The organism is Streptomyces sp. PL-29, from assembly GCF_058344425.1.
In genome coordinates this window covers 6,113,615-6,137,597 of record NZ_CP136996.1, presented here as the reverse complement: position 1 = coordinate 6,137,597, position 23,983 = coordinate 6,113,615, and the positions used below count along the sequence as shown (strand labels likewise).

Here is a 23,983-nt window from a genome sequence, read left to right as displayed (position 1 = left end):
CCCCGATGAATTAACGACGCTGCGGGTAGTCGTCTCGACGATAGGGCCGCATTTCCGAGGCGATCGGCAGATTGCCCGGAAGGCGATCGGCAGTTTCAACTGCCGCCCGGACGAGGGATCGATGGGCAGCATTATGCGCAGACGGAAGGGCCCGCCGGAGCGCACACGGGCGCCCCGGCGGGCTGCGGGAAAAACATTTTCGGTTATCCGGCGGCAGGATTTCCGGGGAAATCCGGGGACCAGACGTCGTCGCGGTCCAGCGCCTCCGGCGCGTATTTTCCGAGGGCGCTGATCAGCAGCCGAAGTTCCAGTGCGAGGCACTCCGCGAAACGGATCAGCCCGTCCTGCGGATCCTCGGCGGTGGCGAGCAGGGCGGCCCGTCCCAGGCCCACCGCGCGGGCGCCGAGCGCCAGGCTCTTCACCGTCCTGCCGCCCTCCCACATCCGACCGGAGACCAACAGGCACGGGGGCGGACCGGCGGCCGCCAGCCGGCGCAGGCACTCCGCGAGCGGCAGGCCGACCTGGTCCGGGAAGGCCCCGGGGGCCCAGCCGGTGCCGCCCTCGGCACCGTCCACGGTGACGGCGTCCGCACCCGCCTCGGCAGCCACCCGGGCGGCCTCCGCGACGTCCCGGCCGGGATGCAACTTCACCCACACCCGGGCGCGGGGGAAGTTGTTGCGCATGAGCCGGATCTGCTGGCGCAGGATCTCCGCGGTGAAGGTGCCGGGAGTACTGGAGCGCAGGACCCGGCCGTCCCCGAACACGTCGTCCAGCCCGTACCGGTCGCCGACCCGCGAGGCCGCTTCGGCGTCCAGGACGGTCATCCCGCCGAGGCCAGGCTTGGCCCCCTGCCCGAGCTTCAGCTCGAAGGCCAGCCGGCCGGACGCCAGGAGCGGCGACGCAGCCGGGTCGCTGTAGACGAGGTTCCACACCTCGGCGTCGGCGTCCTCGGTGGACTGCTGGACGGCGACCCCGCCCCGTCCGTCGGGCAGTTGCCCGGTGTAGGCGCGCAGGCGACCGAGGAGCGCCCGGTCGGCTGCCTCGCCCTGCCTGCCGTAGCCGTTCACGGGCACGACGTTCTCACCGATCACCATGGGGAGGCCGAGCGCGCCCGCCTGCCGGCTGAGCGCGAGGCCGAGGTCGCCGCCGGCCGCCCGTGTGGAGCCGAGCGCCGACACGTACACCGGCAGGGACGAGGTGAACCCGCCTATCTCGGTGGTCAGTTCGACGTCCCGGTAGTCGGGCTCACGGCCGAGGTCGATCAACCGGGCGAGCCGCTGCGGCATGAGGACCGGCGGGGTGATCCGGAGCCCGTCGAGCAGATCGCGCCCCGCGTCCACCCGGGGGCCCCCTCCGTGCTCCGCGCCGAACAGGACCCGGCCGTACGCGCCGGGCGGCGGGAAGGCGGCCGCCGCTCCGGCCCGGGCGCGGTGCCGCACCTCCTCCTCGGGGAAGCCGGGCGCGCAGAGGTCGCTCACGGTGACACCACCCCGGCCAGCTTCGGGAAGGCGCTGGCCTGCCAGACGGCGTCCAGTCCGGCGACGTAGCGAGTCAGCCGCTCCACGCCGACACCGAAGCCCGCGCTGCCGGGGACGCCTTCGCGGACCAGGTCGAGGTACCAGCGGTACTTCTGCGGGTTCTCGCCGGTCTCCCGCATCCGGGTGACGATCTCCGCGTAGTCGTTGGTGCGCTGACTGCCGCTGCACAGCTCGCCATAGCCCTCGGCGGCGATCAGGTCGAAGTTCTTCAGGAGGCCGGGCTGCTCAGGGTTCTCCCGGTCGTAGAAGCCGCGCGAGCCCTTGGGGTAGTCGGTGACGAAGAACGGCCGGTCCCGCTGCGCCGAGAGCAACGCCTCGCCGCCCCAGTCGAGTTCCGCGTCCGGGCTCTGCGGGTGGCCGAGTCCTCGCAGCTCGGAGACGGCCTCGGCGTGCCGCATCCGACCGAAGGACCCCTTGAGCAGTTCGGTGAACGCGGCAGTGTCCCGGCCGAGTTCCGCGAACTCCTTCGGCAGCTCGCGGACCGTGCTGTCGACCATGTACACCACCAGCTCCTCGACGAGCCGGACGGCGTCGTCGCGGCTCGCGCCGGCCATCTCCACGTCGAGCTGGTGGAACTCGGCCAGGTGGCGGCTGGTGCCGGCGGTCTCCAGCGGCTCCAGTCTGACGTTGGGGGCGATGCAGAAGATCTTGTCGAAAGCCAGCAGCGATGCCTGCTTGTAGAGGATCGCGCTCGTCATCAGTTTGTAGCGGTGGCCGTAGAAGTCGACGTCGACCTGCTTAGAGCCGCGCGAGCCGGGGTCGGTGACCGGTCCGATGATCGGCGGGAGCAGCTCGGTGAAGCCGCGTCCGCGCAGGAACTCCCTGGCTGCAAAAAGCAGTTGGTGCTGGATCCGCAGCGCACTGCGGGTGGCCGGGGCGGTCAGGTGGCGCCCGGGGTCGGGGAGCGGCGCGACAGGGGCCGTGTGCCCGTCGGTGGTCATGTGGTCGGTCCCAACTCTCGTCATGGCGTGGACGTCGTACGCGGCGGTACGGGCGTGCGGGGCGGTACGGCAGTGGACGGCGGGGGCGCGCGAAGCGCCTCAGGGGCACGGGCTGCGGCGGACGGGCCGACGGCGTACGCTTCCGCGGCGCGGTCGTCGTAGGTCCGCTGGACGTGGGACAGTGCCGAGATCAGCCCGGCTGAGCCGAGGATCGGCGGACGCGGGCCGCCGTCCGCGAGGCCGGCGATCGGCATCGAGCCGACGCTCGACCAGAGCAGCCGGCCGTCCGGCGCCAGCGAGGTCCGGGCCCGGCCGGCGTTGTCGGGGTGCAGGCAGTAGGGGACGTCCAGGTATCCGGCGGCGAAGGCCCTCACGAGCGCCCGGCCGACGTCCGCGTCCAGCTCCAGCACCGCCCCGATCAGCGCCCGCGCCTCCGCCTCGATGCCGGTGTCGGCCCCGTGCGGGGCGGGCCCCGCAGCGGTTCGCGCCGGGCGGGCGCGCTCTTCGGCAGCGGCCGCAGCGGCCGTCTCCAGCGCCCGGACGTTCTCCCCCACGGTCGGTATCCGGTGTGCCTCGGCGACGGTCTTGACGATCAGCCGGGCGGCACCGGCCCGCACCGCCAGCCGGGCCGCGTCCTCCAACAACAGCCGCGCGCCGCCGACCGAGCGGGGGAAGACGCCCATGTAGGCGTACAGCACGACGTGGTGGTCGACGTCCGGCAGCAACTCCGCGGCCAGCCTCCCCAGGACGGTGAGCGCTTCCTCGTCCTGCCGCGGATCGGCCTGCTGGGCGTAGCTGAGCGAGACGGAGGTCAGGCCGTGCTGCCGGAAGAACAGCGCCTCCAGCACACTGACCGCGATCAGCAGGCTCGGCGGACAGAGCTGCCCCATCAGGCAGCCGCCGAAAGTCTCCAGGTGCGGCTCGGCACCGTGTTCGCGGGTCGAGGCCAGCAGCTCGCAGCCGCGTTGCCAGGCGGCGACCGCCTCGCGCAGCGGCGTACGGCTGTAGGGCAGACAGTACGAGACCGGTCCGCCTTCGGTGGCGTCCAGGCCCACCGCAAGCAGCGCGCGGACGATGTGCTCCGGCATCGCCGAGCCGTGCCGGACCTGGACCGGGAAGCGCGCCCCCGCGACACCCCTGAGGACGGCGCGGGTGGTGTCGGCGGGGTGCGTGGCGATCGGGTAGCCGTTCAGGCTGACGCCGTCGGCGAGGGCCCGCCGGGCGGCTTCGAGGTCGCCGGTGCGGGTGTAGCTGTCCAGGGTGACGGTGCCGACCGTGACCGCGTCCGCGTCCCGGGTGGCTCGCAGGCCGTCGCGCATCCGCAGCGGATCGGCCATGCCCATCCGGGGCTGGACCACCAGGGTGCCGGCGGCCCGGGCCCGGGCGACGAAGGCACCGAAGCCGGAGGCGAGCGCGGCGGTGGCGTCCGGGCGCACGGCCGGGGCACCGCCCGGTGCGCCGGCGGCGCCGGTCACAGCAGCACCCCCGACCCGGTGGGCAGGGCCCGGGAGCCCGATCCGGTGGGCAGCGAGCCGACGAACGACCGGAAGTCCAGTACCGAGCCGCCCTCTTCGAAGACCCCGTCGAAACCCGCCGTCATCAGCGCCCGCTGCCGGGCGGACGTGCCGGAACCGGATATCCCGAGCTTGCCTCCGATCACGGTGGGCGTGCAGGCCAGTTCGGGGCAGGCGCGCAACGCCTCGATCACCCGCAGTCCGTCGTTGAAGCCGTGCCCATTGACACTGCTCAGGACGATGAGGTCCGGTCCGATCCGGTGGCACTCGGCGACCAGCAGCTCGTCCGGCACACAGGCGCCCAGGTTGGTGACCCGGTGTCCGAGTTCCTCCAGCAGCAGCTGGAGGAAGACCAGGTTCCAGGTGTGCGAGTCCGAGGCCATGGTCGTCACGACGACCTCCAGACCGGCCGGCTCGGCCTTTCCGTGCTGCTCCACGGCATGCTGCTCCACGGCGCAAACCCTCTGTGTCGGTGGGTGGATGTCCGGGGGGCGGGCCCGCCCGGCCGTGGACAGAACGCTAGGAAGGATCCCGGTACCGGACCGGCAGCTCGCCCGGCAGGATTCGGGCAGTATCCGCCCAGGCCGGACCGCGGACGCGGACGCGGCCGCGGGACGGGACGGTCGGCCGGGTCTCACCCCGCGGCCGCGAGTTGCGCGTACACGCCGGTCCCGCACAGGCGCCGACACAGGTTCAGCACGGTGAACCGGACGCCGTCGCGGGCCGGGACGCTGCGGATGAGACCGCTCGCCAGCAGCTCGTGCACCGCCGCCAGGCACTCCTGCGGGGGGCGGCCGCTCAGCTCGACGGCATCCTCGCCCGACCAGTCCCCCGGTGTGGCCGCGAGCCGCTCCAGCAGGTCCCGCTGGCCGAGCGTCAGCCGGTCCAGCGCGGCCCCGAGCGCCGCCCCCACGTCCGCCCGGCCGCCGAACCCCGCAGGGGGCGGCGCCAGATGGAACGGGCCGTCCGCGAGCCGTGCCACCAGCTGGCGTGGGGAAAGCACCGTCGACCAGCCCGCCACCAGCTCCAGCGCCCCGGGCAGACCGTCGAGCTCGCGGCAGATCGACGCCACGGCGGGCGCCTCCTCCGGCTCCAGGCGGAAGCCGGGCCGCAGCCGGCGCAGGTGCGAGAGCAGCAGCCGTACGGCGCCCACCTCGGTCAGCGCCACCAGATCGTGGTCGAGCTCCGGCCCGGGAGTGGGCAGCGGGGCGAGCGGGATCACCTGCCCGCCGGGCAGCGGCTGCGCCACCCGGGCGGTGATCAGCACCCGCAGGCCGGGGCAGCGGTGGAACAGTTCGTCCAGCAGGGCCGTGTCCACGCCCGCGTCGGCTCCGTCGAGCACGAGCAGGGTGGGCCGCTCCCCTGCCGTCCGGGCGAGCCCGGCCACCGGCTGCCGGCCGCAGTCGATCCAGCGCACCGACCACCGTGAGGCGAGGTGCAGCCGTCTCGCGACCTCCAGGACCAGCCGGGTCTTGCCGACCCCGCCGAGGCCCGCCACGGTCACCAGCCGGTCCCCGTGGACGGCGAGGGCGTCGGTCAGGACCTCGACCTCCAGCTCCCGGCCCACGATCGCGCCGCGGGCGACCGGCGGCGCGGTCGGTTCGTCGCGCGGCTCCTCCACGAGCCCCTGGCGGCGCGCGGCCGCCTCGAAGCTCGACCGGTGCTGGCCCTCCAGCCGCAGTGCGTCGGCCAGCAGCCGGACCGTCTCCTGCCGGGGCCGCTGCACCCGCCCGCTCTCCATGTCCCGGATCGCGCGGACGCTCAGGGTCGCGTGATCGGCGAGCACCTGCTGGGTCAGGCCGACGCGCTCGCGCCGGACCCTGAGCAGCTCTCCGAAGCCCGTCGTCGACTGCAGCGACGTAACACCGTGCATGCGTCGTCCACCTTCCGTGGGTTGGCCAAGTACCGGGGACCGAGGGACCCGGAGGCCGTACGGCCCGCCGGGAGCGGCTTCGACCGGTGGTGACCTTCGAGCCGTTGTTCCCCTTGCTGCCGATGGTCCCCGCCCCGGCTCTACGGCCGATCAACGGCGGATCACCACCCGCCCCACCGGGACCGGGAACGGCCGAGGGGTCGCCTCCGGATCGCTCCGGAGGCGACCCCTCGGCACGGGAGGTGAACGGGCTCAGCACCCGCAGAGGGCGGATTCCCGCTGGTGGGGCTCCTGGGTGTGGGGCTCCTGGGTGTGGGCCCGGACGAGGACCGCCCGCTCAGGCATCAGGAGTCCGCGCCGGTTCCCGGCCCGCGCCCGCGCGGACCGGGACGACAGGTTCCGCACCCGCGTCCCCTGCCGCGGATCGACGGGCCAGTGGGGCAACCGTGCCGTGCCCGCCGGTCGCCCCGGCGCACCGGGGTGTTCCGCGCCTGGGGGGACAGCGGGGCGGAGGAGTCCTCCCCGGCCCCGCGACGTGTCACACCCTCGACCCGAGGGTGTCGCAGGGGTGGCCCTCGGCCGCCTCCGGTGTGCGGTCGAGGTCGGCGAGGTCCTGGGCCGTCAGGTGCAGGTTCGCCGCCGCGACGTTGGCCCGCAGGTACGTCAGGCGGGTGGTGCCGGGCACGGGGATGACGTGGTCGCCCTGAGCGAGGACCCAGGCGAGCGCCACCTGGGCCGGGGTGGCGCCGTGTCGGTCCGCGACCTCGCGCAGCGGGGTGAGGATCCGCTGGTTCGCCGCGCGGGCCCGAGCGGTGAAACGCGGATGACGAGCACGCAGGTCTTCGGACGGGAAACGGGTGTCCGGTGTGATGGTCCCGGTGAGGAATCCGCGCCCCAGGGGCGAGAAGGGGACGAACAGGGCGCCGTTGCGGGCGCACCAGCCGACGATGTCCTCCTCGGGGTCCCGGCCGCCGAGCGCCTGCCGGGACCAGAGCGAGAGCTCGGACTGGACGGCGGCGACGGGGTGGATGCGATGTGCCTGTTCGGCCTGCCGGATGCGAACGTCCGAGAGGCCGAGGCGGGCGATCTTGCCCTCGGCCACCATCGCGGCGAGGACGCCCCAGCTGTCCTCCAGGGGGACGGCCGGGTCGACGCGGTGCAGGTAGCACAGGTCCACGGTGTCGGTACGCAGGCGGCGCAGGCTCGCCTCGACCGCATCGCGCAGGTGCGCCGGCCTGCCGTCGCGGTGCAGGGTCATGGTGGCGAGGTCGTCCACGACCAGGCCGACCTTGGTGGCGAGGAACACCTCGTGCCGCCGGGGGGCGACGGCCCGCCCGATCAGCGTCTCGTTGTGGCCCTCTCCGTACACGCCGGCGGTGTCCAGGAGCGTGGCTCCCAGGTCGACGGCCGCGTTCAGGAGCTCGGCCCAGGCCCGGTCGTCGGAGTGCGGGCGGACGTACATCCAGGGGCTCATACCGGCGCAGCCGAGGCCCACGGCTCCGAGCCGCTGCCCGGTCGGCCGGAAGAGCCTGGTCCTCCGGCTCACCGAACAGCCGTTTCGCGGTGGTGCCACCGACCGACGCGGTGACCGGGCCGAACGGCGCCGCGGACCGGGATCGACGGGTACGGGTGGCGGGCCGGGCCCGGCCCGCCGGCTTCGGCCGAGGTCACTGCACGCACCCCGCCTCGTGCCGTACGGAGACGGTCCGGTCGGCCGCCTGCACGATGGCGGGGCCGTCGGTGGCGCTCAGATCCACACTGCTCTCCAAGGGGAGGGGACGGGGGTCCGGCTGCTCAGCATGCCAGCTGACCGTCCGTCGGGGAGGGCGTCCATCAGCCGATCAATGACCGGACAACGCCCCTTGCCGCGGGAGGCTTTGGCGATGTCCGGGCGTACTCGTGGTCCGAGGGCGGCTCCCGGGCGACACACCCCGGCCACGGGGCGACGAAGGGCCCGGACTCCCCCGCGGTCAGGGTCAGCACCGGGGGCGGGCGCGGCCCGGGCAGGAGCACGGAGGACGGCGGCGCGGGCGAGCGGACCCGCACCCGGACCCGGCCCCACCACACCGCCAGACCGGTGACTTCCCGGCGGTGCCTGGCGGGAAGTCGACAGTCCCCGTCCTAGCGTCCCCGAGCGGGGCGGAATCCGGGACGGCACCCGCCACGCAACGGAAGGACACACGATGGCACGTCGGTTTCGGACACGCGCTCTGTTGTCGACCTTCGTAGGACTGAACCTCCTCGCGCTGGCCGCGTGCGGCGTCGAGCGCTCCGCCGGCGTCTCGCCCCCCGACGACAGCCGGGTCAGGGCGCCGCGCGAGTTCAGCGGCATCGCCTGGCTCGCCACCGAGCGCAGGTCCACCGGCCCGGGGCGGGAGACGCAGCCACGAGAGGTCTTCCTGGTCTGCCACGACGCGAGGGACAACGACGCCGAACGCGACCTTCCCCGCCTTTCGATCGTGCGGACGCCGGTCGACCCCGACGGCATCTCCGTCGAAGAGCTTCACGTGGCCTTCCCCACCGTGCCGAACGACCTGGAGAGCATCGCCAGACTGCCCGGCCGGGACGAGGCGCTGCTGGTGGAGAGCAACGCCGACGGCGACGACCCCGACCCCACCATCTACCTCGCCCGGTGGGACAAGGACCTCAACGTCGAGATCGCGGGCTCGGTGCCCTGGCCGAAGACACCCGAGCCACTGGTCAACGTCGAGGCGACGGCCGTCGCGACGGTCGGCGGGCGGGACTACTTCGTGTACGCCGAGCGGGCGCAGGGCAGCGACACCACCCGCATCAACATGACCCGCCTGAAGGTCGGCAGGAACGGTGCGATCACGTTCGGCGGGACCTGGACGTCGGTCTCGTTCACCGCACCCGAGCCCCCCGGTGCACGCCCGGCCTCGGGCCTCGACATCGACGCGAAGGGCAATCTCTACCTCTCGTCCGCGTACGACCCCGGTGACCTCGGCCCGTTCGACAGTGCCGTGTACCACGCGGCCACGGTCCGGCGGGGCGGGCCCCTCGGTGCGGAGCTGGTTCCGGTCGCCCCTCCGAGGATGCTGGCCCGGAGCTCGGGGCTCAAGGTCGAGGGCGTCGCGCTGGTGTCCGGCGCCTTCCCGATCTTCATCAGTGACGACGACGAGGACTACGGCGGCCTGCTGCGGCAGCTGCGGGTGACGGAGCCGGAGGGCTGAACCGGCGCCGGACGGCCCGGAGATCACGACCCACCGCGCCTCGACCACCGCTCCTTCGCCGCCGCCAGCCGTGGCCGAAAACGGCCCTCATGGCGGCGGCGCCCGCTCCGGCGACGGATACTGCAGGTCAACAGACCGGCAGCCCAGTGATCCCGAACCGGGAGTGCGTGCGGCCGACCGCTACGGCCGGAGGGACGTGCCGGCTCCCGAGTGCGAAAGGTTCAGGGATGAACACTCTGACCGCTCTGGCGTCGGCGGCTTTCGGCTCCACCGCCTGTCTCACGGCTCTCTCGACGGTTAAATGGCTCGGCCAGCAACCCCAGCGGTTCAAGGTCACGGGCCTGGCCGTAACCGGCGTGATCCTGTGCGCCGTCATCGGGACCATCGCGACCGCGAGCCGGAGCGTGGTGCTCGGCTTCATCGTGGGCGCCGTGCTGACACCGCCCGTCCACCGGCGGATCGTGCAACGACGCGGGTACGCAGCCACCTCCTGACCGCGTCGCCCCTGGAGATCGCCGCCCTGCCGGCAAGAGGCACCGCGCAGGGCCTGCCCGAGGAATGCGGCGAACAGGACTCGATCCCCATGGATCGGACCGGGGAGGGCGCTGCGCGGAAGGTGGAGGCCGTACAGTCCCGAGTGATCGACTTCCGGTCATCGTGGGTCCGCGCCTCAGCGCGGGGCCGGCCGGCACGCCCGTGCCGAGCAGGGTCGACGCGGACGGTGCCTGCCGGGGCGAAAGGAGGCAGGGACGTGAGTGAGCGCAGCGAACGCCCGCTGCTGTTCCTGGACGTCGACGGACCTCTCCTGCCGTTCGGCGGCGGCCCGCGGGGCGCTCTGTCGGGCACCGCGACCGATGCGTTCCTGACGCGGCTCGACCCGAGCATCGGGCCTCGCCTCGCTGCACTGCCGTGCGAGCTGGTCTGGGCCACCACCTGGGAGGAAGCGGCGAACACCGACATGGCACCCGAACTCGGCCTGCCACCCCTGCCGGTCGTGCGCTGGCCGGAGACCTCCGACGCGCAGGAACGCGAGGACAAGTGGTTCGGGCTCCACTGGAAGACCCGAACCCTGGTCTCGTGGGCGGACGGACGCCCGTTCGCCTGGGTTGACGACGAGATCACCGATGCCGATCGGGACTGGGTGTCCGCCCGCCACCGCGCCCCGGCCCTCCTCCACCGCGTCGCGTCGTCCCGCGGCCTCACAGGCGAAGACTTCACGGTCCTCGACCGATGGCTGCGGGCCGCGTGAGACTGCCCCACAGTGGCCCACGGGAAGCGACGGGGGCGGGGCCCCATGAGCTTCATGGCGGCCCCGCAGCGCAGCCCCCCGCCTCCGGAGTCGGCGTGGCTCTCTCCCCGCGCCGGACGCATCCCCTTGGGGTGGTGTCACCGGCAACGGAGGCAACGGCAGACCTTCGACGAACGGGGGCCAGCCCCTACGGCCAGCCCTGCTTCACCTGGGCGGGTGCGGTGTTCCAGTGCTTGGGTATGAAGGTGATGACGTAGGTTCCGCGGTCGAAGTCGGCGTATCCGGAGGACCAGCTGCGGAACTTGCTCTCGTACACCTTCATGGGCCCCATGCCGCCTTCGGGCGAGTGATAGTGGTTCGCATGGGTCCATATGGTCTGGTCAGGGTGTGCTTCCTTCTGCTCCCCGAACCAGCCGTAGTCGAAGTTGACGTAGCTCTCACCCGGCCCGGCGGGGCTGCGTGAGGTGTTCCTGTCCTTCGACATGTCGACGAGGCCCGTGTTCCGGTCGGGGCGGAACGCATCGGGGTCGCCGTACTTCCGCTTGTCCGAGGAACTCCTGGGGTCCTGCCCGCTCCAGAAGTGCTTCGAGTAGATGACCGCCTTCATCCTGGACGGGTCGTGGTTGCCCCCGTTCCAGTCCTTGAAGGACGGGGTGTTCCGCAGGGCCGCGTAGAAGTTCGAACGGCTGCCTTCGGCGGCGAGAGCGTCGCCGTTCTTGGTGAGCTCTGCCTTGAGGTTGCTCAGATACGTGCTCTCGTCATGGGCGTTTTCCAGAGACCGGTTGATGACGGATGCCACTTCTCGGGCCCGGTTGAAGCCCTTCGTCTCGTCGAAGCTCTGCTTGGCGACGCGCCCCTCGAACTCGGCCCGCGTCTCGCCCGGCCGGGGGCTGGTGTTCTCCAGGGCGCGCCGATGCTTCTCCTCGTCGAAGGACGCGAAGGCCAGTCTGTTCGTCGGGTAGAAGCCCGAATTGACCCAGGTGACACCCACGCACCCGTAGGAGAGCTGCTCCCGCTGCCGTTCGGTCATCTGCTGCACTCGCCCGTCGCGGTGGCTGTAGGCCTGCTGCCACTTGCGTATGTAATTGCTGATGCCGGTCGTGGCCCTGCCTCCGTAGGCCCGGTACGCGTCGGGCATGCGGTCCAGCGGCTCGGCGGGCGGCGTCACCCTGGCGCCGGCCGCGGCCGAGGACCTGAGGGACTCGGTGGCGCTCGGCAGGTCCCCGCCGGGGGTCTTGTCCGGCCGGCCGATGTCCATGGCCGCTTCGTTCAGCGCGTTGATGAGTCGGACGTCATCGGCTGTCAGGCCGTGCCGGTCGGCATAGGAGCCCTTCACGTCGCCGGGAGTGCCGGCTGCCTGACTGACGGACGGCGCGAGCCCGGCGGTGCACAGCACGATGCCCACCGTGGTGAGGGCGAGGAACCCTGAACGTTTGTACATGAAATCCTGAGTTTCCCTTTGTTGAAAAGCGGAATGAGAGAACGGCTGGTGTCTGCGCAGCAGGAGTAACGGACTGACCGAGCCGGCCCGCTCCCCGTTCCCTCATTTCTCCGCTGCGTCCGGGAGCGACCAAGAGACCGACACCGGCCGGGGTTTCACCGGCCCTGCGCCCATTTCGGAATGGACGGTCAGTTCGTGCGAGAAGTGATCCTGTCCCGGCGCCGATTCCTCGACAACACTGCGGCTCCACATTCGGCCAGCTGCCCGGTGGGGTGGTATTCGGTCATGCGGGTCGGGCTCTGCCCCGAGTCGGTACGCCCGCCGGCGGCGTTCTTCCGTCCCCCCGCACGAGCCGTGGCGCGCCCGGAGTCGGCCGCCCCGAAAGCCCCGCGCAAAGGCCTGGGGCGGCGCCGTCAACCGCGACGGGGAATGTCGGGCGGCAGCCGCGATACCGGCACGGGCGCTCCGGCCGACGTGTGTGGAACTCCGGAATGAGGTGGCTCTGCCCTTCGGATTGACCGCACGGTCTTCGCCACTCTCCCTTTCCAACCTCGGTCGGCTCACTGCCGGCCCGGCTCCGTCACGAGCCGTCGCCTTCCTCAGAACGGCCGGTAAAGCCCTCTCCAAGTCCCACGGCAGATACGCACGATCCTGGAAATGGTTGAATCCGACTCGACCGAAGGGTCGGCTCTTCCGTTTCCCCGGGCAGGTGACCGAGTATCAGAAGACCGATCGCGCCGGGATCTCCGCGACGTACTCGTGACCTCACGGCCCGCTCCACGCCGGTCCGCACGCCGCCGAGAATCCGGATGCGGGACGCATCGTGCGTCTGCGAGCATGCGTCGCCGTGGAGATCAACAATGTTGTCGTCCGCCGTGCGGTCGACTCCGATGCCGCCGCGGTGGCCGAGGTGTGGCTGCGCTCCTTCACGGCGGCGCTTCCGAGCATGCGCCGGGCGCATACGGACGACGAGGTCCGGGCCTGGTTCCGGGAGGTGGTCGTGCCCGGACAGGAGACCTGGGTGGCGACGGTCGCATGCTCGGTCGTCGGGATGATGGTGCTGGAAGGTGGGGCTCTGGAGCAGCTCTACCTCGATCCGGCCTGGCAGGGACAGGGGATCGGCGGACGCCTGGTGGACCTGGCCAAGCAGCGTCGTCCAGCCGGTCTGACGCTATGGACGTTCCGGGTCAACGCGTCGGCGCGGCGCTTCTACGAGCGGCACGGCTTCGCCGCGGGCGAGTGCACCGACGGTCACCGCAACGAGGAACGCGAGCCGGACATCCGGTACGTGTGGCGCCCGGACGAAGACGGACGCTCACCTGGACAGGGGCGCCGTCGAACCCGTCGGGCGACTGCGCGCCGCATGGCCGCAGAACCGGGACCAGGTGGAGGTGATAACGAGGCTCAAGGCACACTTCACGTGTAACAGCCCCTCGACCGACAAGAGGATCGAGCATGATCACGCTCAAGAAGGAAGACGGCCCGGCGGATCTGGACGGGGTGACCCATCTGTCCATCGGAGTGTCCTGGGACCCCACCGTCGGCAGTAGCGGCGGGCTGCTGGGGAAGATCCGTCAGAAGACCGGCACGGACCTCGACCTCATCGCCATCGCCATGTCGGGTGCCGAGCCGGTGCGACTGGCCGGGCTTGACTCCCTGGACCCGCTGGGCAACGGCTCGTTGGTGCACAGCGGAGACAACCAGACCGGGCACGGCGACGGCGATGACGAGACGGTGACCGTCGCGCTCGACCAGGTACCGTCCAACATCACCTCCATCGTGTTCATCGCCGCCGCGTACAAGAAGCGCAGCGCCTTCCAGAACGCCCGGAACATCAGCTTCAAGGTGTACGACGCGACGGGCGGCAGCACCCAGCAGGTCGCCGACATCTGGCCGAGCCTGCTCACCACCGACAACGGGTGCGCCGTGGCCAAGGCGACCAGGGACGGCGCGGGCTGGAAACTCCAGGTGATCAATGAGACCGGGAAGATCAAGCAGGGGGACGAGCACGCCCTGATGCGCTTCGCCATGAGCAAGTAGCGGAGGTCCTGTCAGCGCGGCCTCACTGTGACAGCGGCACCGCGGCACCGCGGCCGTCGGCGGAACCGTTGTCGCAGGAGGTTCGCGCTCAGGCCGTGCCGTCCCGGTGCAGACCGGCTCTGGCTCAGGCCCGGCACGGGCCCGGCCTTCCACGGCTCTCGGCCGCAGGGGCCCCTGCCAGGCTCTTGACAGGGGCTCCGTGCTGCCCGAAGCCATACGTCGCTCCACGTCTGCAGAGCTTCGCGTGCTGTCCGAACCCGTGGGCAGGTGCCGTCAGGGGCTTTCACCCGTAACGCGGACCGGTACCTCCTCGACGGACGCGTCCGGGCCGGAGGCCTGGGGACGGCAGGGCCGCATCGCTGTCGGACGGCGGTGGTCTCACTTCGGGGCGTGCTCGCCCAGGTAGAAGAGCAGCCAGATGAACCCGGCGAACACGTGCGTGCCGAAGATGTAGAAGAAGGCGCGCAGCGCGACGCCCTGCTCTTTCCACTTCTCCTGGTCCGCCGCAGGCTTCGCCCGGGGGTCATCGTCCGTCATCGTGTGGGTTCCTTCCTGGTGTACGGCGCCCGGAGCGGGTGCGCGGGCGCCCCGCACGGAGCAGCGGCGCCCTCCGGGCCGAAGAGGGCCGGCGGCTGTTCGGTGCGCCCACGAGCGGCCCGTACCGAGCGCGGCAGCAGCGGCACCGTCCCACCGCGCTCGCACACCGGTCCCGTCGCCGCACACCCGCGGGGATGCCGCGCCCCCAGCGCGGCACAGCACGCGCCGGTGACGCGGTCCGGTTCACCGGCTGCCGCCGTCCTCGGCCACGTCGTGATCGCGAGCCATGCGCAGCGCGTCCTCGAGCTCGTCCTCGGCCAGCGCCTCCTCGAAGGCATCGCCGTCCTGCTTCGCGGCCCGGAGACGGGCCCGCGCCGTGCGGACCCGCTCCTGCACGGCTTCCTCGAACCCGGCCACGCTCCCGCCCCCACCCTCCGGATCAAGACCTTGCGAATTGCATAACTCTGCAAGTCTAGCGCCTGCCGGCCCGCCGGGAAGCGCAGGGTGAGCCTGGTCAGCAGATCCGATGGACCCGCCGACGGGCCGACTGCCACCGGGTCCCGACCGCGGCCGACCCTCCCACAGCGACCGGGGCGTCCGCCCGAGCCGCCCCGAGCCCGTGCGAGCACTCCGCGGGCAAGGGGTCAGGCCTTCTTGACCACACTCGACTTGAGCTGCATGGCGCCGAAGCCGTCGATCCTGCAGTCGATGTCATGGCCGTCCACCCCGTCGACCAGGCGGATGTTGCGCACCTTGGTGCCCGCCTTGATCCCCGACGGGCTGCCCTTGACCTTGAGCGCCTTGACGACCGTCACGGCATCGCCGTCGCTCAGCACGTTCCCGACGGAGTCCCGGACCACGCGAACCCCGGAGGCGCTTGCGTCATCCGCCCCCGCCGCGGCGGGAACCCACTCGTGGGCGCACTCCGGGCAGACCATCAGAGCGTTCATCTCATAGGTGTACTCACTGGAGCACCTCGGGCACGGGGGCAGGCTCGCCGTCATCTGTTCTGTCCTAGCTCGGTGCGAACGCACGCGGGCCCCTGGAGGCGCCGGCGCGATGGGCGGATCAGGATATCCGAATTGCAGACTTCTGCAATTCGCCACATCCAGAGTGGCTCGGGGCGTCCGACCGGTTCATCGGAGGCCTGCCGGACCCCGCAGCTCATCCGGCGGAGCTGTCCCCCCAGGCCCGCATGCCCCTGGCCCGGGCGGCCCTGGATCCCGTCCCGGAAGCGAAGAGGTCGAGGACTTCCAGAGCGAGGTCCGGCCGGGCGGCTGAGGCCAGTACCCCTCCACCGAAGGTCGATGTGATGCTGGTGTCACCGGGCAGCGGTCCGGCGATGACGACGTCCGGCAGGTCCATCAGCTCGCTGAGCTGCTGAAACGCCAGGTCGGCCCGGCCCGAGGACAGCAGGCTACCGACGGGCACGCCCGGAGGTGCCTGGACGAACCGGCCTGCGAGCGTGTCGGCGAGACCCAGCCGGCCGATCAGAGCGATCAGGGCCGTCCCACTGGGACCGGTGGAGTAGGCGATCTTCTTCGCGGACCGCAGAACGGCCCGCAGGTCGGATTCCGAGTCGAGCTCCGGAACGGGTGAGCCCTCCGGCACGGCGGCGACGACCTGGGAGATCCACAGCGGTCGCGCCGTGCCGGCCAGGAGGTACCCCTCCTTCTCCAGCACGGCCAGCGCTCCGTCGGCGAGCACGAGCAGATCGGCCTCGGCGCCCTCGCGCACCCGCCGTGCGATCTCGACCCCGCCGGCGGCCTCGAAGCACACGGGAAGCCCGTGCACGAGCCGGATGTGCTCGGTCAGCTCGGCCAGCAGCGGCCGCGTCGCCATCGAGGACAGCCCGGAGATCACTCCGTTCACGTCACCTCCCTGTGTCCGGCAGATGGTACGGCGCTCGGCGCGGGCCGCTCAACGCCGGTTTGCGAGACTGACCGCGTGAGCGCACCCCGGAGCACAGCAGCTGGCAAAGTCCTCGACGTCCTCGCGGCCTTCGACCGCGAGCACCCGTCGCAGACCCTGTCGGAGATCGCCCAGCGCACCGGCCTGGCCCTGAGCACGGCGCACCGGGTGGTCGCCGAGCTGGCGGGGTGGGGGGCGCTGGAGCGCGGGGAGGACGGCTCCTGGCACGTCGGGCTGAGGCTGTGGGAGATCGCCTCGGGATGCCCGCGCACCCAGATCCTGCGCGATGTGGCGCTGCCGTTCATGCAGGACCTCTACGAGGCGACGCACGAGAACGTCCAACTCGCGGTACGTGAGGGCACGGAGCTCGTCTTCATCGAGCGGATCGCCGGGCACCGCTCGGTGGAGCTGCTGACCATGGTGGGAACCCGTTTCCCGATCGGCTCCACCGGGATGGGGCGGGTGCTGCTGGCCCATGCGCCGCCGGACATCCAGGAGGAGGTCCTCGCAGCGCCGCTGCGGGCCTGGACCCCGCACACCGTCACCGACCCGAAGACGCTGCGGGCGCAGTTGGACCGCATCCGCCGCGAACAGGTCTTCGTCAGCGACCGGCAGCTCTCGCAGAGCACGGTCGCGGTGGCCGCTCCCGTACGGATCGGCCGCAACGGGCCGGTCTCCGCCACGTTGGGAATCGTGTTCACGGCCCGCGGAGCGAGCCGCGCGCGGGGACTGCGGGACCCGCTCCTGCGGGCCGCGTACGCAATCTCCGACGAACTGGGCCGGCGTACCCGCCGCTCTGCCTGATGTCTCTGCGCGCTTCCGCCTGACGGAAGGGCCGGAGACGGACCGACGCCCCGGGTGTCACCGTTCGACGTGTTCGCAAGGATCACAGTCGCTCAGGAGATGTCATGGCCGACGCCGTCGTCGATACCGTTGCCTCGGTTCCCGTCGCAGTCATCGGCGCCGGCCCGGCCGGCCTGATGCTGGCGCACCGGCTGGGCCGCGCCGGAGTCGACACGATCGTGGTCGACACCCGTACCCGGCGCGAGATCGAGGCGACTCAGCGGGCCGGGATCCTGGAGGCCGATGCGGCCCGGGACCTCGTGGAGACCGGCGTCTGCGACCGGATCCTGCGCGAGGGACGCGAACACGAAGGCATCGAGGTGCGGTTCGGCGGCCGGGCCCACCGGATCGACTTCAAGGCGCTGGTCGGCGAGTCCGTCTGGCTCTACCCGCAGACCGACGTGTTCATCGACCTGGCCGACGCACGGCAACGCGACGGCGGCACGGTCCACTTCGGTGTCTCCGACACCGAGGCGCTCGACATCACGACCACCGCTCCGCGCGTCCGGTACACCGCCGCCGACGGATCCCGGCACGAGATCCGTGCGCGGTACGTGGTCGGCGCGGACGGATCGCGCAGCATGTGCCGCGACCTCGTGCCCGCAGACCGGCGGGTGCGGTACGGCAAGGAGTACCCCTTCGCCTGGTTCGGCATCATGGCCCAGGCGCCGGCGAGCGCGCCGGAGCTCGTCTACGCCCACTCCGAGCACGGCTTCGCACTGATCAGCCAGCGGACCGAGACCGTGCAGCGGATGTACTTCCAGTGCTCGCCCGACGAATCCGTCGACGCCTGGCCGCAGGACCGTATCTGGGAGACGCTCCAGGCCCGAGTGGCCGGCGAGGACGGTTTCCGGCTCAAGGAGGGGCCGGTCCTGGAGAAGACGGTACTGCGGTTCCGCTCGTTCGTGCAGGAGCCGATGCGCTGGGGGTCCATGGCGCTCGCCGGTGATGCCGCCCACACCGTGCCGCCGACCGGCGCCCGCGGGCTCAACCTCGCGCTGCACGACGTCAAGGTGCTGGCGGAGGTGCTCCTGCGGGCGCTCGGACCGGCGGGCGTGGGCGCGCTCGACGCCTACCAGCCCCGTGCGCTGCAACGGCTGTGGCGGGCGCAGAACTTCTCCTCCTGGATGACCCGGCTGCTGCACACCCCGCCGGGCGGCTCGGGGTTCGACCTGCGGCGCCAGTCGGGCGAGTTGGACAACGTGCTGGGCACCCGCGCCGGCCGCACCTATCTCGCCGAGCAGTACACCGGCTGGCCCGTCCGTTCCCGCGGCTGACCCCGACGACCCCAGGAGACCTGATGATCATCGACTGCCACGGCCACTTCACCACGGCTCCGCCCCCGTTGGCACGGTGGCGGGACCGGCAGGTGGCGGCGGTCGGCTCCCCCTCGGACACGCCGGACCCCGACGACCTGCTCATCACCGACGAGAACCTGCGGGAGGCGATCGAGGGCCATCAGCTGCGCCTCATGAATGAGCGCGGCATCGACCTGACCATCTTCTCCCCGCGGGCCAGCTTCATGGCCCACCACATCGGCGACTTCCAGGTCTCCGCGACGTGGGCACGGATCTGCAACGACCTCGTCCACCGCGTGAGCACGCTCTATCCCGACCGCTTCGCGATGGGAGCGATGCTGCCGCAGTCCCCCGGAGCCGCCCCGTCGACCTGCCTGCCCGAGCTGCGCCGCGCGGTGGAGGAGCTCGGCGCGGTGACCGTCAACCTCAACCCGGATCCGTCGGGCGGCAAGTGGACCGCACCGCCCCTGACGGACCGCAGCTGGTACCCGCTCTACGAGGCGATGGCCGAGTACGACATCCCCGCGATGATCCACGTCAGCACCTCGTGCAATCCCGCCTTCCACACCACCGGCGCGCACTACCTGAACGCGGACACCACGGCGTTCATGCAGCTTGTCCAGGGCGACCTGTTCGCCGACTTCCCGACCCTCCGGTTCGTCATCCCGCACGGCGGCGGAGCCGTCCCGTACCACTGGGGGCGGTTCCGCGGCCTGGCGTCGGCGCTCGGCAGACCTGATCCGGAGGCGCTGTTCGACAACGTCTTCTTCGACACCTGCGTCTACCACCAGCCCGGCATCGACCTGCTGACCAGGGTGGTCCACAGCCGGTCCGTCCTCTTCGCGAGCGAAATGATCGGCGCGGTCCGCGACATCGACCCGCGCACCGGTCACCACTTCGACGACACCAAGCGGTACGTCGACGCCACCCCGTACCTCTCGGACGAGGAACGCGAGGCCGTCTACTCCGGCAATGCCCTGCGCGTCCATCCCCGCCTCGCCGCCCGCCTCACCGCGGCCGAACGCTGACCCCCGCGACCGTCGACCCCCAGGAGGAGCACCCATGCAACACACCGAGACCGGCGTCGTCCACACGAAGATCGACCGGGCCGGTCCGGAGACGGTCGCCGCCCTGTCCGTGTTCGGCGTCGCGACCCTCCATGAGGCGATGGGCCGGGTCGGCCTGATGCGCCCCTACCTGCGCCCGGTCTACCCGACGGCCCGGATGTGCGGCACGGCCGTGACCGTGCTGCTCCAGCCCGGCGACAACTGGATGCTGCACGTCGCCGCCGAGCAGGTCCAGGACGGGGACGTGGTGGTGGCCGCCTGCACGGCCGAGAGCGAGGACGGCTTCTTCGGCGAGCTGCTCGCCACCTCCTTCCGCGCACGCGGCTGCCGGGGGCTGGTCATCGACGGCGGCGTACGGGACACGGCCGACCTGGAGGACATGGACTTCCCCGTCTTCTCCCGGGCGGTCCACGCCAAGGGCACGGTCAAGGCCACACTCGGCTCGGTCAACGTCCCGGTCGTCTGCGCCAACGCCCTCGTCCGGCCCGGCGATGTCGTCGCGGCCGACCGCGACGGCGTGGTGGTGGTGCCGCGCGAGCGAGCCGCCGCGGTCGCCGAGGCGGCGGCGCGGCGGGAGGCCGACGAGGAGACCAAGCGCGCCCGGTTCCGCAAGGGCGCCCTCGGCCTGGACGTGTACGGCATGCGCGGCCCGCTGGCCGAGCTCGGGCTGCGCTACGAGGACTGATGATGACGCCGAGCTTCGAGAAGACCCCCGGATGGCTCGACTGGTACGCCGATCCGAGCCGTCCCCGCTTCCGGCTGCCCGAGGGTGCCGTCGACGCGCACTGCCACGTCTTCGGGCCGGGCGCCGAGTTCCCGTATGCGCCCGAGCGGAAGTACACCCCGTGCGACGCGTCGAAGGACCGGCTCTTCGCGCTCCGCGACCGCCTCGGCTTCGCCCGAAGCGTCGTGGTCCAGGCGACCTGCCACGGCGCCGACAACCGGGCGATGGTCGACGCGCTGCGGGCTTCGGGGGGAACGGCCCGGGGAGTGGCGACGGTGCGGCCCGACGTCGGCGACGAGGAGCTGCGCGAGTTGCACGAGGCGGGGACGCGCGGCGTGCGGTTCAACTTCGTCAAGCGGCTCGTCGACGCGGCGCCGCGGCAGGACCTCATGGACCTCGTCGGACGGATCGCACCGTACGGGTGGCACGTCGTCGTCTACTTCGAGGCCGCCGACCTCGCCGTCCTGCGCGACTTCTTCCTGTCCGTACCGGTGCCGCTGGTCATCGACCACATGGGCCGGCCCGACGTCTCCCAGGACCCGGACGGCCCCGAGTTCGAGGCGTTCCTCGACTTCATGCGGGCCCGGCCCGACATCTGGTGCAAGGTCACCTGCCCGGAGCGGCTCACGGTGAGCGGCCCGCCGGCCCTCGATGGCGAGCCCGAGGCGTACCGCGACGTCGTCCCGTTCGCCCGGCGCGTGGTCGGGGAGTTCCCCGACCGGGTGTTGTGGGGCACGGACTGGCCGCACCCGAACCTCGTCTCCCACATGCCCGACGACGGTCTGCTCGTCGACTTCATCCCGCACATCGCACCGACGCCGGACCTGCAGTGGAGGCTCCTCGTCGACAACCCGATGCGCCTGTACTGGCCGGACGCCGGCTGATTCGCCCACGGCCGGAGGCCGCCATGTCACTGGACAAGACCTACAAGCTGGTGCCGGGCACCACGATCTTCGACACCGAGCAGTCCGCCAAGGGCTACCACCTCAACCAGTTCTGCATGTCCCTGATGACCGCGGAGAACCGCGCGCTGTACCTCGCCGACGAACGCGCCTACCTGGACGCGTGGCCGCTGCGGGAGGAACAGAAGCGGGCGCTGCTCGACCGCGACCTCAACGCCGCCATGAACGAGGGCGGAAACATCTACTTTCTCGCCAAGTGGGGCGCCACGCTGGGGCTTTCGTTCCAGCAGATGGCCGGTTCGATGACCGGTATGACCGAGGAGGAGTATCGCGGCATGATGGTCGGCGGCGGCCGCTCCGTCGAGGGAAACCGCATAGACCACGCCGTCCTGGAGGCGGCGCACGCCGCACAGTCGCCCCCCGCCGGGCACGCCGTCGTCACCGGCGCGGTCTTCACCTCCCACGTGCCGGCCATCGGCGCGGCGATGGACCACGGCAAGACCGAAGAGGCTTACTGGAAGCCGGTCTTCGAGGGATACGCGTTCTCCAGGGAGTGGGAGCGGGAGAACCTGCCCGATGTGATCTTCCTGGTCTACAACGACCACGCGTCCGCGTTCGATCTGACGTTGATCCCGACGTTCGTACTCGGCACCGGCGCGGCCTTCGCCACCGCCGACGAGGGGTACGGGCCCCGCCCCGTCCCTGGCATCGAGGGCGACCCCGACCTGGCCGCACACATCGCGCACTCGCTCGTCAGGGACGACTTCGACCTCACGCTCGCCAACGAGCTGAGCGTCGACCACGGCCTGACGGTGCCGCTGTCGCTGATGTTCGGGGACGTCGAGAAGTGGCCGTGCAGGGTCATCCCGTTCCACGTCAACGTGGTGCAGTACCCGGTGCCCTCGGGCGGCCGGTGCTTCCGGCTCGGCCAGGCCCTGCGCAAGGCGATCGAGTCGTACGACCGACCGCTGAAGGTCCAGGTCTGGGGCACCGGCGGCATGAGCCACCAGCTCCAGGGCCCGCGCGCAGGCCTGATCAACCGGGAGTGGGACAACGCCTTCCTCGACCGGCTGATCGCCGACCCGGCCGGCCTGGCACAGGTCCCGCACCTGGAGTACGTCGAGGAAGCCGGCTCGGAGGGCATCGAGCTGGTCATGTGGCTGATCGCCCGCGGGGCGATGAGCGACGTGGACGGGACCGGGCGGGTCGACGTCAAACACCGCTTCTACCACGTGCCGGCGTCCAACACGGCCGTCGGCCATCTGATCCTCGACAACCACCCCCGGGCCCAGGAGCCCGCGGAAGGAGTGAACTGACATGACCGACGACCGAACCCTCAGGATCGCCCTGGCCGGCGGCGGCGCCTTCGGTGCCAAGCATGCGGCCGCCCTCCGGCGCATCGAGGGGGTCGAGGTGACCGCCGTCGTGAGCAGCAGCCTGGAACGGGCGCAGAAGTTCGCCGCGGAGCAAGGGGTGAGCCGCGCCGCCGCCTCCCTTGACGAGGTGCTGACGATGGACGACATCGACGCCGTCGTCCTCGCCACCCCCACACAGCTGCACGCCGGGCAGACGCTGGCCTGCCTCGAAGCGGGCAAGCACGTCCAGGTCGAGATCCCGCTCGCCGACTCGCTCGCCGACGCCGAGGCGTGCCTGGCGGCGCAGCGGCGCACGGGGCTCGTCGCGATGGTGGGCCACACCCGCCGCTTCAACCCCAGCCACCAGTGGGTGCGCCGGCGGATCGACGCGGGCGAGTTCGCGGTCCAGCAGATGGACGTGCAAACGTACTTCTTCCGCCGGGAGAACCTCAACGCGTTGGGCGAGCCGCGCTCCTGGACCGACCACCTGCTGTGGCACCACGCCGCGCACACCGTCGATCTCTTCGCCTACCAGACCGGCTCACCGATCGTGCAGGCCCATGCCCTCCAGGGTCCCGTGCACCCCGCGCTGGGCATCGCGATGGACATGTCGGTCCAGCTGCGCGCGGCGAACGGTGCCCTCTGCACCCTTTCGCTGTCGTTCAACAACGACGGTCCGCTCGGTACCTCCTTCCGCTACATCGGCGACACCGGGACCTACCTGGCTCGCTACGACGACCTCGTCACCGGACGGGACGAGCCGATCGACGTCAGCCGCGTCGACGTGTCGACGGATGGGATCGAGCTCCAGGACCGCGAGTTCGTCGCCGCCATCCGCGGTGGCCGCGAACCGAACTCCTCCATCGCCCAGGTCATGCCCTGCTACCGGACGCTGGCGGCCCTGGAGGAGCAGCTCACCGCCGCGTCGGCCCCGTAGGCGCGGCGCCGCCGGCGGGAGAACCGGGCCGGTCGCCGCGCAGGATCGGACCGGCATCCACGAGAACGAGCTGACGGTGCCGGCCACCACGTGTGCGTGGTGGCCGGCACCGTCAGCTCGTTCTCGTGGCGCGGTCGACCCGGGAGCGGGTCAGGCGTAGTGGCGGTAGACGGCCTCGGCGACGCAGGCCGGCCGGTCACTGCCCTCGACCTCGACGGTGAAGGTGACCGGCATCTGCACGCCGTTGCCCCTGACCTCCTCCACCGTACCGACGAGGCCGTGGAGGCGGATCTTCGCGCCGACGCGGACGGGGCTGGGGAACCGGACCTTGTCCAGGCCGTAGTTGACGCTCATCGTGGTGCCGGTGATGCCGAGCAGCTCGCCGAAGAGCGGGATGATCAGGGAGAGGGTGAGGTAGCCGTGGGCGATGGGGCCGCCGAAGGGCCCGTCCGCGGCCTTCTCCGGGTCCGTGTGGATCCACTGGTGGTCGTCGGTGGCGTCGGCGAAGGTGTTCACCCGGTCCTGGGTGATCTCGATCCACTCGGTGCGACCGAGGTCGGCTCCGCTGAGGGAGGTGAGTGCGCCGAGTCCGTCGGCGAGGGTGATGGGCATGCGAAGGCCT

23 protein-coding genes and 1 pseudogene are annotated in these 23,983 nt (G+C 71.6%); 12 read left to right on the top strand and 12 right to left on the bottom strand.

Annotation, left to right across the window (positions count from 1 at the left end; genetic code table 11):
• Positions 1-203: 203 nt before the first annotated feature.
• The 6 genes from R4Z63_RS28055 to R4Z63_RS28030 form a co-directional block, all read right to left on the bottom strand.
• Positions 204-1,478, bottom strand: a complete 1,275-nt coding sequence (locus R4Z63_RS28055) for a glutamate synthase-related protein (protein WP_384453716.1) — start codon at positions 1,476-1,478, stop codon at positions 204-206.
• The gene (locus R4Z63_RS28050) at positions 1,475-2,503 is read right to left on the bottom strand and encodes an asparagine synthetase A (RefSeq protein WP_384453713.1); all 1,029 of its coding nucleotides are present in this window, start codon (positions 2,501-2,503) and stop codon (positions 1,475-1,477) included. Before R4Z63_RS28050 ends, R4Z63_RS28055 begins: the two co-directional genes overlap by 4 nt.
• Positions 2,500-3,915 carry a methylaspartate mutase gene (locus tag R4Z63_RS28045; RefSeq protein WP_384453756.1) on the bottom strand — a complete coding sequence of 472 codons (1,416 nt, stop codon included), beginning with the start codon at positions 3,913-3,915 and terminating at the stop codon, positions 2,500-2,502. Before R4Z63_RS28045 ends, R4Z63_RS28050 begins: the two co-directional genes overlap by 4 nt.
• Before the next feature lie 35 nt (positions 3,916-3,950).
• Entirely contained in the window at positions 3,951-4,445 is a 495-nt protein-coding gene (locus R4Z63_RS28040; protein WP_384453710.1) for a cobalamin B12-binding domain-containing protein, read from the bottom strand.
• 182 nt (positions 4,446-4,627) lie between these two features.
• Positions 4,628-5,866: a helix-turn-helix domain-containing protein gene (locus tag R4Z63_RS28035; protein WP_384453707.1), complete on the bottom strand. Its 1,239-nt coding sequence runs from the start codon at positions 5,864-5,866 to the stop codon at positions 4,628-4,630.
• 538 nt (positions 5,867-6,404) lie between these two features.
• Positions 6,405-7,412: an aldo/keto reductase gene (locus R4Z63_RS28030; RefSeq protein ID WP_384455813.1), complete on the bottom strand. Its 1,008-nt coding sequence runs from the start codon at positions 7,410-7,412 to the stop codon at positions 6,405-6,407.
• Between the two features lie 667 nt (positions 7,413-8,079).
• Here R4Z63_RS28030 and R4Z63_RS28025 point away from each other — a divergent pair.
• From R4Z63_RS28025 to R4Z63_RS28015, 3 genes are all read left to right on the top strand, one after another.
• Complete coding sequence (locus R4Z63_RS28025; RefSeq protein WP_236647455.1) at positions 8,080-9,057, top strand: hypothetical protein; 978 nt, start codon at positions 8,080-8,082, stop codon at positions 9,055-9,057.
• Between the two features lie 227 nt (positions 9,058-9,284).
• On the top strand, positions 9,285-9,551 hold the full coding sequence (locus R4Z63_RS28020) for a hypothetical protein (RefSeq protein WP_384455810.1): 267 nt from the start codon (positions 9,285-9,287) through the stop codon (positions 9,549-9,551).
• Between the two features lie 257 nt (positions 9,552-9,808).
• The gene (locus R4Z63_RS28015) at positions 9,809-10,306 is read left to right on the top strand and encodes an HAD domain-containing protein (protein ID WP_384455807.1); all 498 of its coding nucleotides are present in this window, start codon (positions 9,809-9,811) and stop codon (positions 10,304-10,306) included.
• Between the two features lie 187 nt (positions 10,307-10,493).
• On the opposite strand, the gene R4Z63_RS28010 is transcribed toward R4Z63_RS28015, so the two are convergent.
• A complete protein-coding gene (locus R4Z63_RS28010) occupies positions 10,494-11,747 on the bottom strand; it encodes a protein-glutamine gamma-glutamyltransferase (RefSeq protein WP_384455804.1) in 1,254 nt (417 codons plus the stop codon).
• Between the two features lie 847 nt (positions 11,748-12,594).
• Here R4Z63_RS28010 and R4Z63_RS28005 point away from each other — a divergent pair.
• Positions 12,595-13,047, top strand: a pseudogene (locus R4Z63_RS28005) (GNAT family N-acetyltransferase); the annotation flags it as partial.
• 155 nt (positions 13,048-13,202) lie between these two features.
• Positions 13,203-13,787: a TerD family protein gene (locus R4Z63_RS28000; RefSeq protein WP_037916243.1), complete on the top strand. Its 585-nt coding sequence runs from the start codon at positions 13,203-13,205 to the stop codon at positions 13,785-13,787.
• A 378-nt stretch (positions 13,788-14,165) separates the two neighbouring features.
• On the opposite strand, the gene R4Z63_RS27995 is transcribed toward R4Z63_RS28000, so the two are convergent.
• The 4 genes from R4Z63_RS27995 to R4Z63_RS27980 form a co-directional block, all read right to left on the bottom strand.
• Positions 14,166-14,324 carry a DUF6126 family protein gene (locus tag R4Z63_RS27995; RefSeq protein ID WP_172671256.1) on the bottom strand — a complete coding sequence of 53 codons (159 nt, stop codon included), beginning with the start codon at positions 14,322-14,324 and terminating at the stop codon, positions 14,166-14,168.
• A gap of 243 nt (positions 14,325-14,567) precedes the next feature.
• Positions 14,568-14,741, bottom strand: coding sequence for a hypothetical protein (locus tag R4Z63_RS27990; RefSeq protein ID WP_384455800.1), 174 nt, complete (start codon positions 14,739-14,741; stop codon positions 14,568-14,570).
• A gap of 227 nt (positions 14,742-14,968) precedes the next feature.
• Positions 14,969-15,328: a zinc ribbon domain-containing protein YjdM gene (locus R4Z63_RS27985; RefSeq protein WP_384455796.1), complete on the bottom strand. Its 360-nt coding sequence runs from the start codon at positions 15,326-15,328 to the stop codon at positions 14,969-14,971.
• 160 nt (positions 15,329-15,488) lie between these two features.
• Positions 15,489-16,196, bottom strand: coding sequence for a substrate-binding domain-containing protein (locus tag R4Z63_RS27980; protein ID WP_052030046.1), 708 nt, complete (start codon positions 16,194-16,196; stop codon positions 15,489-15,491).
• A gap of 75 nt (positions 16,197-16,271) precedes the next feature.
• On the opposite strand from R4Z63_RS27980, the gene R4Z63_RS27975 reads away from it, so the two are divergent.
• The 7 genes from R4Z63_RS27975 (at position 16,272) to R4Z63_RS27945 (ending at position 23,361) form a co-directional block, all read left to right on the top strand.
• Positions 16,272-17,039: an IclR family transcriptional regulator gene (locus R4Z63_RS27975; RefSeq protein WP_037916232.1), complete on the top strand. Its 768-nt coding sequence runs from the start codon at positions 16,272-16,274 to the stop codon at positions 17,037-17,039.
• A gap of 104 nt (positions 17,040-17,143) precedes the next feature.
• On the top strand, positions 17,144-18,355 hold the full coding sequence (locus tag R4Z63_RS27970) for a 4-hydroxybenzoate 3-monooxygenase (RefSeq protein WP_384455792.1): 1,212 nt from the start codon (positions 17,144-17,146) through the stop codon (positions 18,353-18,355).
• A gap of 23 nt (positions 18,356-18,378) precedes the next feature.
• A complete protein-coding gene (locus tag R4Z63_RS27965) occupies positions 18,379-19,404 on the top strand; it encodes an amidohydrolase family protein (RefSeq protein WP_384455789.1) in 1,026 nt (341 codons plus the stop codon).
• Between the two features lie 34 nt (positions 19,405-19,438).
• Positions 19,439-20,128, top strand: a complete 690-nt coding sequence (gene ligK, locus R4Z63_RS27960) for a 4-carboxy-4-hydroxy-2-oxoadipate aldolase/oxaloacetate decarboxylase (RefSeq protein WP_384455786.1) — start codon at positions 19,439-19,441, stop codon at positions 20,126-20,128.
• Between the two features lie 2 nt (positions 20,129-20,130).
• On the top strand, positions 20,131-21,051 hold the full coding sequence (locus R4Z63_RS27955) for an amidohydrolase family protein (RefSeq protein WP_384455816.1): 921 nt from the start codon (positions 20,131-20,133) through the stop codon (positions 21,049-21,051).
• A gap of 23 nt (positions 21,052-21,074) precedes the next feature.
• Positions 21,075-22,385: a protocatechuate 4,5-dioxygenase subunit alpha gene (gene ligA, locus R4Z63_RS27950; protein WP_384455783.1), complete on the top strand. Its 1,311-nt coding sequence runs from the start codon at positions 21,075-21,077 to the stop codon at positions 22,383-22,385.
• Between the two features lies 1 nt (position 22,386).
• Positions 22,387-23,361 (top strand): Gfo/Idh/MocA family oxidoreductase, encoded by a 975-nt coding sequence (locus R4Z63_RS27945; protein WP_037916210.1) that lies wholly within the window; start codon positions 22,387-22,389, stop codon positions 23,359-23,361.
• Positions 23,362-23,511: 150 nt separating this feature from the next.
• Here R4Z63_RS27945 and R4Z63_RS27940 read toward each other — a convergent pair whose 3' ends face one another.
• Positions 23,512-23,973 (bottom strand): MaoC family dehydratase, encoded by a 462-nt coding sequence (locus R4Z63_RS27940; protein ID WP_384455277.1) that lies wholly within the window; start codon positions 23,971-23,973, stop codon positions 23,512-23,514.
• Positions 23,974-23,983: the final 10 nt, after the last annotated feature.

Coding starts and splice junctions, on each gene's coding strand:
- R4Z63_RS28050 (WP_384453713.1), bottom strand. CDS start 2,503: ATGACGAGAGTTGGGACCGACCACATGACCACCGACGGGCACACGGCC.
- R4Z63_RS28035 (WP_384453707.1), bottom strand. CDS start 5,866: ATGCACGGTGTTACGTCGCTGCAGTCGACGACGGGCTTCGGAGAGCTG.
- R4Z63_RS28020 (WP_384455810.1), top strand. CDS start 9,285: ATGAACACTCTGACCGCTCTGGCGTCGGCGGCTTTCGGCTCCACCGCC.
- R4Z63_RS28010 (WP_384455804.1), bottom strand. CDS start 11,747: ATGTACAAACGTTCAGGGTTCCTCGCCCTCACCACGGTGGGCATCGTG.
- R4Z63_RS28000 (WP_037916243.1), top strand. CDS start 13,203: ATGATCACGCTCAAGAAGGAAGACGGCCCGGCGGATCTGGACGGGGTG.
- R4Z63_RS27995 (WP_172671256.1), bottom strand. CDS start 14,324: ATGACGGACGATGACCCCCGGGCGAAGCCTGCGGCGGACCAGGAGAAG.
- R4Z63_RS27985 (WP_384455796.1), bottom strand. CDS start 15,328: ATGACGGCGAGCCTGCCCCCGTGCCCGAGGTGCTCCAGTGAGTACACC.
- R4Z63_RS27970 (WP_384455792.1), top strand. CDS start 17,144: ATGGCCGACGCCGTCGTCGATACCGTTGCCTCGGTTCCCGTCGCAGTC.
- R4Z63_RS27965 (WP_384455789.1), top strand. CDS start 18,379: ATGATCATCGACTGCCACGGCCACTTCACCACGGCTCCGCCCCCGTTG.
- ligK (WP_384455786.1), top strand. CDS start 19,439: ATGCAACACACCGAGACCGGCGTCGTCCACACGAAGATCGACCGGGCC.
- R4Z63_RS27955 (WP_384455816.1), top strand. CDS start 20,131: ATGACGCCGAGCTTCGAGAAGACCCCCGGATGGCTCGACTGGTACGCC.
- ligA (WP_384455783.1), top strand. CDS start 21,075: ATGTCACTGGACAAGACCTACAAGCTGGTGCCGGGCACCACGATCTTC.
- R4Z63_RS27945 (WP_037916210.1), top strand. CDS start 22,387: ATGACCGACGACCGAACCCTCAGGATCGCCCTGGCCGGCGGCGGCGCC.
- R4Z63_RS27940 (WP_384455277.1), bottom strand. CDS start 23,973: ATGCCCATCACCCTCGCCGACGGACTCGGCGCACTCACCTCCCTCAGC.